This is a genomic window from Streptomyces sp. NPDC001381 (assembly GCF_042895685.1).
In the GTDB taxonomy this organism is placed as follows: Bacteria; Actinomycetota; Actinomycetes; order Streptomycetales; family Streptomycetaceae; genus Streptomyces.
Map to the genome: position 1 here is coordinate 318,333 of NZ_JBIAWO010000005.1, position 12,822 is coordinate 331,154.

Sequence of the window (12,822 nt, forward strand, 5' to 3'; positions counted from 1 at the left end):
CGTTTTCTTCGGATCATCCGATCGTTGGTGGATGCGTGTCGTGTGTCGTGGAAGGGTGCTCACGACCGGCTGCGGACCGCCGACGGCCGCTGCCACGTCGTCACGCCCGGCCGGGCAGGTGACGCACCCGCATTCCCCGAGGTCATGACCCGGTTACGAGTGCCCCGCCCGATCGGCCGGCCGAGGACCACACCTAGTCCTGCGGTGCCAGGGTGCGCAGGACGTCGAACTCGTTGCCCTCGGGGTCAGCCATGACCACCCAGGTCCGGTCTGGGCCCTGGCCCACGTCCACCTTCACGGCGCCGAGACCGAGCAATCGGGTCACCTCTTCCTCGGTGCTGCCGTCGATCGGGCTGACGTCGAGGTGGAGCCGGTTCTTGACGGTCTTGCCCTCGGGCACACGGATGAACACCAGGGTGGGCGGCATCTGGCGGGCCCGGACCTCCTCGACGGTCGGCGCCCAGGAGCCGATCTCGACCTTGCCCTCGCTCCGGTCGAGCACCTTGAAGTCCAGGACCTCGCACCAGAAGGCCGCGAGCCTCTCCGGATCATGGCAGTCAACGGTCAACTCGGTGAACCTGCTTGTCATGCTTCTCCCCGATCGTGCGGACGGGGGCTCAGCCTAGGTCGCCCGCCCGACAGTTCCGAGAACTTCTCGGCCAGGGAGATCAAACGGGCTTGATCCGGAGGAGCCGCGCGCGCATGCGGCATCCGGCCGGTGTGCGTGACGACCGGCGGACAACCTGGGAACGCGCCGAGCCCGCCGCGCTGCGCAAGGAGAACGCTCAGCTCGAGCGCGCGACGATCGGGCAGATCCACACCGACTCCGGCGGGATCCACGGCTCGCCCCCCCCGTGCCCTCCTCAAGCGCGACGGTGTGACCGAGGGCCGCAAGAGCTTTGCCTGAACCTACCGCGACCCGTTGATCACCGCGCACCGGGAACGCGGCCGCCCGATCGTGCTCGTCTGGGACGCTCGACGCCCAACTCGCCATCGAGAACGAGCTGTTCACCGCCATGTGGGGCCGGCTGACGGTCTACCGGCTGCCGTCCCGTGCACCGGATCTCCGTCCGGTCGAGGGCATCTGGTCCTCGCCGTGGCGCGGATGGCTGTCCGGCGCCGCCGCAACACCTCGTCGACGGATGTCGCGCCGGACCCGGGCTGACGCCACACCGACGACAACCCGGGTCCGAGCTCGATGACCAGGGGGTGTTTCGAAAGTCCCGCACGGCACCCGCGCAGGACTTTCGAAACACCCCCTAGTTGCCTATGCGCTCACTGGCGCCGCTGGGTTCCGGCTCGCCGGCGGCCGGGCTCTGGGCGGGGCTCGGGTAGCGCGGCAGGAAGAGCGACAGGGCGAGGACGATCAGGCCTCCGGCGGTGAGGGCGACGAGCGTCGCGGTGTATCCACCTGTGCTCTCCGCCAGTCCCTGTGCCAGCACCGGGAAGATTCCGATGCCGACGAGGCTGACGATGCCCAGCGTGATGCCCTGGATCTGGGCGAAGGCCCGCATACCGAAGTAGCGCCCCACCAGGTACGGTCCGGTCGTGGACTCGGCGCCGACCACGATTCCAAGCAGGGCCATGGTGAGGAACAGGGCCCACATGCCTCCCGTGGCGGCGAAGACCATGACCATGCCGAGCACCAGGCACACCATGAACGGCACGAAGGCACGAGGGGTGCGGGACCGGTCGAGGACCAGGCCCGCGAGGATCTGCCCGGCGACGGATGTCACCAGCATGGCCGACACCGACAGGGACACCTCGGTGGCGGAATAGCCCTGCTCGCCGAAGAGTGCCACGGCGTTCAGGCGCACACTCATCGCCACACCCGCCGCCACGGTCAGCACCAGCACCGTGTACCACCAGGCCCGGGTCTTCAGCGCCCGGCCTAGGGGGAGTCCGGGCAACTCCTTGGGCGCGGGCCGGCCCCTTCCCTTCGGCGGGACGGCGTTCCCAGGGGTGAGCGGTGCCGATGCGGGCTCGTACAACAGGAGGTACTGGGCAGGGAAGACGATCAGCAGGATGCACCCGCCTGTCAGCAGGTACGTCGTCCTCCAGCCGAAGTGGTCGATGGACAGCTGGCTCAGGGGCGAGAGGGCGGCACCGGCAAGGCTGGAGGTCGCGCCGATGAGCAGGGAGTAGCCCAGCCCGCGGTGCTGGGGGAACCACTCCGCAATGACCTTGTAGACCACGCCGAGAATGGAGGTGTATCCCAGAGCCGTGCTCACGAGCAGGACCGCCGTGAGTACGACGCCGTTCGCGCCCACGAGCGCCACCGCGGCCGTCGAGAGCGCGTAGAGGGCGGTGCCCGGAACGGCGACCGCCCGGGCGCCCCAGCGGTCGACCAGACGGCCGGCCAGGGGCAGCACGAAGGGGGCGGCCACGGTGGGGACGTTGAAGATGGTCAGCGTTTCCGAGTGGGACCAGCCGAAGTCCTCGGCGACCGGGTCGATGAGGAACGTGACGGCTGTGACGAGAGCCGGGGGACTCAGGACCATGGCGAGCACGCAGGCGATCGCTGCTTTCCAGGCCGGTGTGGGATAGCCACGCAATGCGGACACGGACTCCCGAAGGGAGGCGGGGGCAGGGGCGTCCGGCCGGCCGGGCGGAGCGAATTCCGTGTGGGGCTGGGGCGGGGACATCGTCGTCCTTCCTCGCGCAAGGAGATGGCGGCCGCCGGCTGAGCGGGCGGGGCGGGCTCGTGTGGCCAGTGGCTCGCTGAGGGCGTCGAGCGCCGAGCGGCACTCCGACGCGATGCACTGTACGGTTCAGTGCACTGCGTCGGTCAAGGGGCCTGCGTGAATCGAGTGGCCATCCCCGCCCCGGAAGGGGAGCTCGGGAGAGGTCGGAACGTGCGGTGTTCGGGCGTCCCGCGGGAGTGCCCGGGAACGCCGGGGCGCGGAAGGTCCCGCCTCCCGCGCCCGGTGCGTTGGTCAGGAGTTCGCCCGTGACAGCCAGGGGAAGACCTGGCTGATCGCACTGTCGGGTACATCCGGCCGGTCGTCGGCGCTCAGGCCCCGCAGGAAGATGGCCGTCGTCCATCTGGCGTACGCTTCGAGGCGCGCCGGGTCACGGTCGGCCTCCAGATCCAGCAGCGCGTCCATCTGCGGTCCGGCCGCCGTCATGCGCACGAACAGTCCCGCGTAGGCCTCCGCGTCGGAAAGGGCGTAGCCGCGCTGCCGTGCATCCTCGCGGAGCGCCACGGCCACCAGATCGACGACATGGGGTACGCCGAGGGACCGCATCGTCTCGGTCAGCTCGGGGCGGCGGGCCGCCTCGACCGTCAGGACGCGAATGAAGGCCAGATAGTTCGGGGCGGTCGTGGCCTGGAGGAGCTTCAGGGCGATGCGCGCCAGCCTCTCCTGGGGATCGTCGACGGAGGCGAGCATCGTCTGGTCCAGGTCGAAGTCGAGCGAGGACCCTCCGCGGGCGATCACCGCACGGAACAGTTCCAGCTTGTCGCCGAAGTGGGCGTAGACGGTCGTCTTCGAGACGCCGGCCTGTGCCGCCACGGCATCCATCGAGGTTTGATCGAAGCCGAGTTCGAGGAACAGCTCGACGGCCGCGTCGAGAATGGATTCCCGCTTGCTCCGCCCGCCTGCGCCCGCGCGCTGGGGGCGCTCCCGTTCAGCCATCTCACTCCTCGCACGAGTCCCGGTCCCGGTGGGGGCCGGTACACATCTCTCTCTTGACCTGTCGCTGTACCCTACCGTACGGTTCAACTGGACTGAACGGTGCAGTGCAGTCGCAACGCCAAGGAGCCCTGTGAGCAAGCCTTCCTCTCCGACCACTTCCGGAGCCGAGTCGGCCACCACGGCTGACGATCGGCGCCCCTCTCCGCACCTCAGCGAGCGCGGCCGGCGGATCCGGGACGAGACACGCGCTCTCATCCCCCTGCTGCGGGAGGAAGCACAGGAAGGCGACGTGCTCGGCGCACTGACCCCCGAGACGCTGAGGGCGATCCACGAAGCGGGTGTCTTCAAGATCGCCCTGCCCGTCGAGCTGGGTGGCTGTGCTCTCGGGGCGCGAGACACCGTGGAGGTCATCACGGCGCTCGGCGAAGGCGACGGATCCGCCGCCTGGACGGTCTTCGTGGCCGGCGGCATCCGCAATGTCCTCGGCTTCCCCCAGCAGACCGTCGACGAGGTCTTCAAGGAGATCGACACCTGGATCGGGCCTCTGGTCGTCGGTGCCTCCGTGTTCTCCACGAGCGTCGGATCGGCCCGCCGGGCGGACGGCGGGTGGCTGGTTTCCGGGAAGTGGGCGTTCGGCAGCGGCTGCAAGCACGCGGCCTGGGCGGCCGTGGGCGTGACCCACGAGGACGCGGAAGGCCGGCCGGGCCGGGGGATGGCGCTGCTGAGCCGCGAGCAGTACACGATCCTGGACGACTGGAAGGTCACGGGCCTGAAGGCCACCTCCAGCAACAAAGCCGTTCAACCTGCCCTACCCCACCGTGGCGGACATGCCGTCGACCCAGGTGGCCGCCGGTACGGCCCGCGCGATGATCAACGCCGCGGAGGCGACCGTCCTCGGCCACGCCGACGAGGTGGACCGCCGCGCCCTGGCCGGGATCGACTTCACGGGCGCCGAGGAGTCCGAGATCACGATGGACCTCGTCTACGCGGTGCGGCTGTGCGCGGAGGCCATCGACAAGCTCCAACTCGCCCTCGGTTCCTCCACGGTGAGCCTCAAGAACCCGATCCAGCGCTTCGCGCGGGACGTGCGCGTGCTGGCCACCCATGGCGCGATCCGCTTCGACCCGCTGGCCGAGCTGAGCGGCCGCCAGCTCCTCGGACTCGAACCGTTTCCCATGTTCGCCGGCGGCGTGCCCCAGGTGGGCTGAGGGCCTGCCGCCGCACAGGAAGAGAGAACGACCATGTCGATCAATGAGCACGGGTCCCAGGGGTTCATGAATCCGGGCTCCGGCCTCGAGTCACAGCCCACAGCAGTGGCACCGACGGATGCGCGGGCCCTGCGGGACGCGTTCGGCCGATTCCCGAGCGGGGTGATCGCGGTGTGCGGGATGGTGGACGATCGCCCCGTCGGGATGGCGGTGAGCTCCTTCACCTCCGTATCGCTCGCTCCGCCCCTCGTCTCGGTGTGCCTTCAGACCTCGTCCCGCACCTGGCCGAAGCTCAGGCAGCTGCCATGGCTGGGTCTGAGCGTCCTGGGCGAGCAGCAGGGCGCGGTGTGCCGCGCGCTGGCAGGTGCGGAGGAGACCCGGTTCGCCGAGGTGCACTGGGAGGCGACCGGAGAAGGAGCGGTGGTCCTTCCCGGGGCGGTCACCTGGTACACCTGCGCGCTCCGCGCCGAACTCCCGGCGGGCGACCACACCATCGCCCTGCTGGAGATCGACCGCCTGTGGACGCTGCCCTCGGCCGAGCCCCTGGTCTTCCACGGAAGCCGCTTCCGGCGGCTCGACGACGGCGACAGGTCGGCTGTCCCCGCCTGACAGGGTCAGCCGCTGATGAAGGCGCCGACGCCGGACCCGACGAGCCCCGGCGAGACCGGCCCGACGATGCCCAAGTCCGAAGAAAGAGAACTGAGATGACGATGACGTCGCCCAAAGTGAGCAGGTTCCCCGAATCGCCCTATCTCAGCGAGGAGGGACGGCGCATGCGCGACGCGGTGCGCGCGGCGGCGCCCGGCCTGGCCGAACGTGCCCGCGAGGGGGAGTTGCAGGGCGCACTCACACCCGGGACGGTCTCCGTACTGCACGAGATCGGAGTGTTCCGCATCACCCTCCCGGTGGAGCTGGGCGGGTTCGCGTCCGGCGCACGCGACACCATGGAGGTCGTACGTGAGCTCGGACGCGTCGACGCGTCGGCCGGCTGGACGGTGATCGTCTCCAGCGCGACCCGAACCGCGCTCACGTTCGACGACCGTGTGAAGGACGAGGTCTTCGCCGACGTCGAGACCTGGCAGGGGCCACTCATGTTCGGTGCCACCGTCTTCGCACCGAAGGTCGGCGACGGCCGCAAGGTCGAAGGCGGCTTCATGGTGAAGGGGAAGTGGTCCTTCGGGAGTGGCTGCAAGATCGCGAAGTGGGCCACGGTCGGATTCGAGTACGACGACCCGGACACCGGAGAACGGCGTCGTGCGATGGGGCTTCTCACCCAGGACCAGTACACGATCGTCGACGACTGGCACGTCATGGGCCTGAGTGCCACGTCGAGCAACAGTGTGCGGGCCGACGAGGAAGTGTTCGTCCCCGAGTACCGGGTCATCCACACCATGGACATGCTCGCGCGCACGGAGACCCTGCGCGGCAAGTACCAGGGACTCGGATTCATGCACTCCTCGATCGGAACCATGCTCGCCACCACGGCGGGGTTCGCGGCGCTCGCCCTGGGCATGGCCGAGGGCGCTTTCAAGGCCTTCGTCGAGCAGGCCGCCAAGCGGCCGCCGTTCAACCTGCCGTATCCGACCATGGCCGACATGGCCTCGACTCAGGTCGTGGCAGGCAAGGCGAGGGCCGTCATCAACACGGCCGCGGCGGTCATCGAGCGGCAGGTCGACGAGATCGACCGGCGCGCGTTGGCGGGTGAGGACTTCCACCCGTCGGAGGAACCGGAGATCACGATGGACTTCGTCCATCAGATCCACGCCTGTCTCCAGGTGATCGACGGGCTGCAGCTGGCACTCGGTTCCTCGACCGTCGGCCTGTCCAACCCGATCCAGCGCTTCGTCCGGGACGTGCACGTGCTGGCGACCCACGGCGCGTTCCGGATCGACCCGATGGCCGAGATCAACGGTCGGGGCATCTTCGGGCTGGAGCCGTTGCCGATGCTGGCCGCCCTCAGTTCGCCCCCGCCGGGGAAGATGCCCCCGCAGGCGGCCGACGGCAGGTTCCCGGGCCCGGTACCGCACCCCGCGTGACCCCCGCCTCCACGTGAGGGCTGCGGCGACACCGGTGACCGCGGGCAAGTGCCCGGCTTTCCGCTCGTGGTGACGCCGCAGCGGCGTCACCTCCGGCATCTCGCGGTCGCTGTGCCGACGAGCGACGGATGCCCGGAGCACGAGGGCTCGGCCGTGACGTGTGCCGAGCGCTCCACGGATCTCCCGCAGACCCTTCCCCGCCTGATGCGCCGTCGGCCACCGGGCCACCCCGGCTCCCACTCGCCCGCCCCCATTCCGGAGAACCCGATGAGTGACTCCCTCTCTGTGGCGCGCTCGCCGGAGGAAAAGCGACACTCCTCCGACGGGCAGAGCCGGTTCGGCCTCATCTACGCCGGCCTGATGGCCGTGATGCTGCTGGCTTCACTCGACCAGACCATCGTCAGCACCGCCCTGCCCACGGTCGTCGGCGAACTGCACGGCATGACCCATATGGCCTGGGTGACCACGGCCTACATTCTGGCCGCCACCGTGGTGATGCCCGTCTACGGCCGCATCGGTGACCTGCTCGGCCGTAAGAACCTCTACAGCGGCGGAATCATCGTCTTCCTCGCAGGTTCCGTGATCGCCGGATCCGCGCAGGACATGACGATGCTGATCATCGGCCGGGCCGTCCAGGGGCTGGGCGGCGGCGGGCTGATGATCACCTCGCAGGCGATCGTCGCCGACCTGGTGCCGCCCCGCGAGCGCGCGAAGTACATGGCTCCGATCGGTGTCGTCTTCGCCCTGGCATCGGTCGTCGGCCCGCTGCTCGGCGGTTGGTTCACCGACAGCATCGGCTGGCGCTGGTGTTTCTGGATCAACCTGCCGGTCGGCCTGCTCGCCCTCGCCGTGTGCAGCGTGGCGCTGCACCTGCCGCGCAAGGCACTGAAGGCCACGATCGACTACATCGGCATCACGCTCATGACGGTGGCCGTCGCCTGCACCGTCCTGGTCGCGGACTGGGGCGGCACCGACTACGCCTGGAGCGACCCGCTGGTCCTCGGTCTCACCGGGGCGGGCGTGGGATCCTGGATCCTGTTCTTCTCCTCGCAGAGCCGTGCGGCCGAACCGATCGTCCCGCTGCGCCTGTTCCGCAGCCCCGTCTTCGACATCGCCACCCTCATCGGCATGATCGTGATCGGTGTCGGGATGTTCGCGGTCGTCAGCTACATGCCGACGTATGTGCAGATGGTCTATGGCGTCACCGCCGCACAGTCAGGCTGGCTCCTGCTGCCGATGGTGGTCGGCCTGATGGGCGCGAGTCTGCCGGTCGGTCAGCGGATGAGCCGGACCGGCCGCTACAGGATCTACCCGATCGCCGGTTCACTCGTCATCACCGTCACGTCGCTGATGCTCTCCACGCTCGAGGCGGGCACCCCGCTCGCGCTGCTCTGCGGGTATCTCCTCCTGATGGGCGTGGGTGTCGGCCTCATGTCCCAGACCCTCGTCCTGGCCGTGCAGAACGCCTTCCCACCCGCCGACGTGGGCACCGCGACCGCCGCCAACAACTTCTACCGCGAGATCGGTGCGACGGTCGGGACCGCGGCAGTCGGCGCAGTCTTCACCAGCCGACTGACCGACCAGCTCAGCACCCGGCTGTCGTCGAGCGACCTCAAGGCGGTCGGTGACACGGACTCCCTGACACCCGCACTCGTTCACGCCCTGCCGGCCCGTGTCCAGGACGCCGTGGTCGCGGCCTACCAGCACGCCCTGACCCCGGTCTTCGGCTACGTGGTCCCGCTGTTCCTCGTCGGTGTCGTGCTGGCCGTCGTGCTTCCCGAGAAGCGGCTCGCCGGTGGCGACTCCCACAGACCGGCCGGGGAGACAGCGGGGCGAGCGCCCGGAGGACCGGAGACGAAGGCGAGGTGACCGGGCCGTGGGGCACAGTCTGCATCGGTTCACCTCTTCGGAGAGCCGACGAACAGGACATTCGCTGCGGGTTCAGTACCCGCCGTGCGCCCGCAGGTGTTCGAGCAGCAGGCGGCTCAGGGTTTCGGGCGCCTCCTCGGGGATCCAGTGGCTGACGCCCTGGAGGGTCTCGAACCGGTACGGCCCATTGACCCATCGCGCGGTCTCCTGTGCGGCTGCCCGTCCGAACGCGCTGTCCTCCGTGCTCCAGACGTACAGGGTGGGCACGTCGACGACCCCGATCGCGCCCTCGGGGCGGCCGGCCCGGTACCAGTTCAGCGCCGCGGTGAGAGCGCCCGGCCGGGACAGGTGCGACACGTAGGCGTCGGCATGGTCCCGCGGGACCCTTCCGGCGAAGAAGTCGCGAAGCTCCTGGGCATCGTGGGCGAGCATGCGTTCCTCGGTGGCGGGTGTCTCACGCCAGTCGATCATGTAGTGGGAGCGTTCGCGCTGATCCCGGTCGGTGCGCAGGGTGGTGGCCAGAGCGCCGGGGTGCGGGGTGGAGACAACCGTCAGGGTGCGCACGCGGCCGGGGTGGGCGTGGGCGGTCCACCAGGCCACCGCGCCTCCCCAGTCATGGCCGACCAGGTCGAACGCCGCCCAGCCCAGTGCCTCGCCGATCGCCACCACGTCGTCGACGAGAAGGCTGATGTGATAGTCCCCGGGCCGCAGGGGGCGGACGCCGGGGGAGTACCCGCGCTGGTCTGGTGCCACCACCCGGTAGCCCTGCGCGGCCAACGCCTCGATCTGCCGCTGCCACGCCAGCGCCGTCTGCGGGAAGCCGTGCAGGAGCAGTACCGGGCGGCCCTCGGGCGGACCCGCCGCGATCACGTCGAACACACCTGCACCTGTGGAGATGCCCAGCTGAGTCACGACTCACCTTCCCATACCGACTGGTCGGTACCCTCCAGGGGAGGGGGTGGCCTGTCAAGACCCGCCACTGGTTGAACTTGACGCCGAATTCAAATATAACCGGTCGGAAGGCCGACCCTTGGCACACCCGGGGCCATGACATGTCATCGATCGCCTGAAGAGACGGTCGTTGGGCCCTCTCCGCACCGCGGTCGGCGTGCGGCGCCGCCCATCGGCAAGCGAGCCCGGCTCACAGAGCCCGGAGTGCAGGCCCCGAAGCCCCCGGATCAACCGGACCAACAGGAAACAGCGAGGCGACATGAGGGAAGCAGTCATCGTTTCGACGGCGCGGACGCCGATCGGGAAGGCCTACCGCGGCGCGTTCAACGACACCCAGGCGCAGGAACTTGCCGCCCATGCTCTCTCGCACGCGGTGCAGCGCGCCGGGCTCGAGGGGGGTGAGGTCGAGGACGTGATCTTCGGCTGCGCCGTGCAGCAGGGGTCCTCGGGTTTCAATGTCGCGCGTCAGGCCGCCCTGCGTGCCGGGCTTCCGGACGTCGTGTCGGGGATGACCATCGACCGGCAGTGCTCCTCGGGCCTGATGGCCATTGCGACGGCCGCCAAGCAGATCGTCGCGGACGGAATGCAGGTCGCTGTCGGCGGCGGTGTCGAGTCGATCTCCTTGGTGCAGAACGACCACATGAACACCCATCGCATGACGGATCCCTGGCTGGTCGAGCACGCGCCGGACATCTACATGCCCATGCTGCACACGGCGGAGATCGTCGCCGAACGCTACGGCGTGAGCCGGGAACGCCAGGACGAGTTCGCGCTGGTGTCGCAGCAGCGCACCGCGGCGGCGCAGGAGGCCGGTCGGTTCGACCAGGAGATCGTCGCGCTCGACAGCGTCAAGAAGGTCCTGGACAAGCAGTCCGGGGAGGTCCGGGACGAGGCCGTGACCCTGACCCGCGACGAGGGCAACCGCGCGTCGACGACGCTCGAGGGCCTGGCCGGGTTGGCGCCGGTGCTGCCGGACGGTCGGGTGAGTGCCCGTTCCCGTGTCACGGCCGGCAACTCCTCGCAGTTGTCGGACGGGGCCTCGGCGTCGGTGCTGATGGAGTCGAAGGAGGCCGAGCGCCGGGGACTCGAACCGCTTGGTGTCTACCGGGGTATGACCGTCGCCGGTTGCGGGCCGGACGAGATGGGCATCGGGCCGGTGTTCGCCATTCCGAAGCTGCTGAAGCAGCACGACCTCACCGTCGACGACATCGGCCTGTGGGAACTCAACGAGGCGTTCGCCTCCCAGGCGCTGTACTGCCGGGACGAACTGCGCATCGACCCGGAGCGGTTCAACGTCAACGGCGGCGCCATCTCGGTCGGTCATCCGTACGGAATGACCGGTGCCCGGCTTGTGGGGCATGCCCTCATCGAGGGCAAGCGCCGGGGGGTGCGGTATGTGGTGATTTCGATGTGCATCGGCGGCGGAATGGGCGCGGCCGGACTGTTCGAGGTCGCCTGAGGTGTCGAGCGCGACGGACACGGCACGCACCGCGGTCCTCGTGGACTTCGGCGGCGTCATCACCTCCAGTGTGCTGCGGGCCTTCACCGACTTCGGCGCCTCGCTCGGCGGCGACCCGCGCCTGCCGCTGGACCTCCTCGGCCGGGACGAGGCGTCACGCACCCTCCTGGCCGACCACGAGTGCGGCCGTATCGACGCCGAAGCCTTCGAGCGAGGATTCGCCGCACGGCTCCGTGCCCATGGTGCCGACGTGGTGGCCGAGGGGCTCACGGCCCGCATGCAGGCGGGAATGTCGATCGACCAGGACATGCTCGCGCTGCTCGGTGATCTCCGCGCCGCGGGCCGTCCCGTTGCGCTCGTGTCCAATTCGTTCGGCACCGGAACCTACGACGGCGTCGAACTCGACGCCGTCGCCGATGCGATCGTCATCTCCGGTGAGGTCGGGATCCGCAAGCCCTCCCGGCGGATCTACGCGATCGCGTGCGAACGCCTCGGCGTCGACCCCGAGGAGGCAGTCATGATCGACGATCTGCGGCAGAACCTCGACGGAGCGGCACGGATCGGAATCGGGGGCGTACTGCACACCAACGCCGCCGACACCCGCCGCCAACTCGCCGAACGCTTCGGGATCACCACCTGACGATCCGGCGACGGGCGCAGTGAGGTCGGTCATCCGGCCGCGCCGCCCGAGGACCTGATGCCGAAGCCGGGCCAAGTCAACCCGTCGGTGAAGGTGCGACCCGCACCCTTGCCTGCTCACATCCCGGAAGGCACCGCCCATGACCAGCGTTTTCGATCCAGTGCGCCGCCACGCGGCCGCCGCCTGAGCCCGCGCCCTCCCGGTTTGTGATGGTGATGTCGGATTCAAGTACAGTTCCTGGAATGGAGACCACTGCGCCCGAGGAGCTGGACGGCGAGCAGGCACCGCCCATGGCGCCCCTCTCGCACCTTCGCGAGCCGCCCACGACGAAGCGCGGAGCGCGGACCCGGGCCGCTCTGGTGAAGGCCGCGCGGAAGGTGTTCGAACGGGACGGCTACCTCGACACCCGCCTGACCGACATCACCAAAGAGGCCCAGTGCGCGGCGGGATCCTTCTACACCTACTTCGCCAACAAGGAAGAGGTGCTTGCCGCCGTCCTTCTGGAGGCGCAGGAGGACATGATGCACCCCGGCATGGGCCGGGTGCAGGGTACCGACGACCCTTATGCGGTGCTCGAGGCGAGCAATCGCGCGTATCTCGAGGCGTACAAACGGAACGCCAGGCTGATGGGCCTGCTCGAGCAGGTTGCCCAAGTGGAGCCGCTGTTCCGTGAGTTCCGCGGGCGGCGCGCCGACGCGTTCATCCGCCGCAATGCCCGCGGCATCGCCGACCTGCAGGCGCGGGGGGTCGCAGACCGCGAGGTCGATCCGATGATGGCCTCCCGTGCGCTGTCGGGCATGGTCAGCGTCATGGCCTACAACGCCTTCGTGCTCGGCGAACGGCAAGGGCAAGGGGCGGCGGTGGACTTCGAGGAGCTCGTGTCCACGGTCACGCGGCTCTGGGCGAACGCCCTCCGCTTCCCCGGCCACCGCTGATCCAGCGGCTGGACCGCCCACCTCACAGCACCCGGTACCGCCGGGTGCTCTTCTTTTTCTCGCCTCCGTCGCGGGGCCGGTCGGAA

At 69.4% G+C, this 12,822-nt stretch carries 11 protein-coding genes and 2 pseudogenes; 9 read left to right on the top strand and 4 right to left on the bottom strand.

What is annotated here, in order from left to right:
- Positions 1–78 precede the first annotated feature (78 nt).
- A pseudogene (locus ACFY2L_RS24150) lies at positions 79–195 on the top strand (IS5/IS1182 family transposase); the annotation flags it as partial.
- On the opposite strand, the gene ACFY2L_RS24155 reads toward ACFY2L_RS24150, so the two are convergent.
- From ACFY2L_RS24155 to ACFY2L_RS24165, 3 genes are all read right to left on the bottom strand, one after another.
- Positions 194–589 (bottom strand): VOC family protein, encoded by a 396-nt coding sequence (locus ACFY2L_RS24155; RefSeq protein ID WP_390823337.1) that lies wholly within the window; start codon positions 587–589, stop codon positions 194–196. The pseudogene ACFY2L_RS24150 and the gene ACFY2L_RS24155 sit on opposite strands and share 2 nt — an antisense overlap.
- Positions 590–1,259: 670 nt before the next feature.
- A complete protein-coding gene (locus tag ACFY2L_RS24160; RefSeq protein ID WP_390823338.1) occupies positions 1,260–2,564 on the bottom strand; it encodes an MFS transporter in 1,305 nt (434 codons plus the stop codon).
- 372 nt (positions 2,565–2,936) lie between these two features.
- Entirely contained in the window at positions 2,937–3,638 is a 702-nt protein-coding gene (locus tag ACFY2L_RS24165; RefSeq protein ID WP_390823339.1) for a TetR/AcrR family transcriptional regulator, read from the bottom strand.
- Here ACFY2L_RS24165 and ACFY2L_RS24170 point away from each other — a divergent pair.
- The 5 genes and pseudogenes from ACFY2L_RS24170 to ACFY2L_RS24190 all read left to right on the top strand — a co-directional run.
- A pseudogene (locus ACFY2L_RS24170) lies at positions 3,577–4,047 on the top strand (hypothetical protein); the annotation flags it as partial. The gene ACFY2L_RS24165 and the pseudogene ACFY2L_RS24170 overlap by 62 nt on opposite strands.
- Before the next feature lie 418 nt (positions 4,048–4,465).
- A complete protein-coding gene (locus ACFY2L_RS24175; protein WP_390657433.1) occupies positions 4,466–4,846 on the top strand; it encodes a hypothetical protein in 381 nt (126 codons plus the stop codon).
- Between the two features lie 105 nt (positions 4,847–4,951).
- Positions 4,952–5,455 carry a flavin reductase family protein gene (locus ACFY2L_RS24180; protein WP_390657434.1) on the top strand — a complete coding sequence of 168 codons (504 nt, stop codon included), beginning with the start codon at positions 4,952–4,954 and terminating at the stop codon, positions 5,453–5,455.
- 101 nt (positions 5,456–5,556) lie between these two features.
- A complete protein-coding gene (locus tag ACFY2L_RS24185) occupies positions 5,557–6,882 on the top strand; it encodes an acyl-CoA dehydrogenase family protein (protein ID WP_390823340.1) in 1,326 nt (441 codons plus the stop codon).
- A 267-nt stretch (positions 6,883–7,149) separates the two neighbouring features.
- Positions 7,150–8,751, top strand: coding sequence for an MDR family MFS transporter (locus ACFY2L_RS24190; protein ID WP_390823341.1), 1,602 nt, complete (start codon positions 7,150–7,152; stop codon positions 8,749–8,751).
- 72 nt (positions 8,752–8,823) lie between these two features.
- Here the strand turns inward: ACFY2L_RS24190 and ACFY2L_RS24195 are convergent, their stop codons facing one another.
- Positions 8,824–9,663, bottom strand: a complete 840-nt coding sequence (locus ACFY2L_RS24195; RefSeq protein WP_390657437.1) for an alpha/beta fold hydrolase — start codon at positions 9,661–9,663, stop codon at positions 8,824–8,826.
- A gap of 169 nt (positions 9,664–9,832) precedes the next feature.
- Between ACFY2L_RS24195 and ACFY2L_RS24200 the strand changes: the two genes are divergently transcribed.
- The 3 genes from ACFY2L_RS24200 (at position 9,833) to ACFY2L_RS24210 (ending at position 12,736) form a co-directional block, all read left to right on the top strand.
- Positions 9,833–11,161 (top strand): acetyl-CoA C-acyltransferase, encoded by a 1,329-nt coding sequence (locus ACFY2L_RS24200; RefSeq protein WP_390823342.1) that lies wholly within the window; start codon positions 9,833–9,835, stop codon positions 11,159–11,161.
- Position 11,162: 1 nt separating this feature from the next.
- On the top strand, positions 11,163–11,801 hold the full coding sequence (locus tag ACFY2L_RS24205; protein WP_390657439.1) for an HAD family hydrolase: 639 nt from the start codon (positions 11,163–11,165) through the stop codon (positions 11,799–11,801).
- A 242-nt stretch (positions 11,802–12,043) separates the two neighbouring features.
- Entirely contained in the window at positions 12,044–12,736 is a 693-nt protein-coding gene (locus ACFY2L_RS24210; RefSeq protein WP_390657440.1) for a TetR/AcrR family transcriptional regulator, read from the top strand.
- The last annotated feature ends 86 nt before the right edge of the window (positions 12,737–12,822 follow it).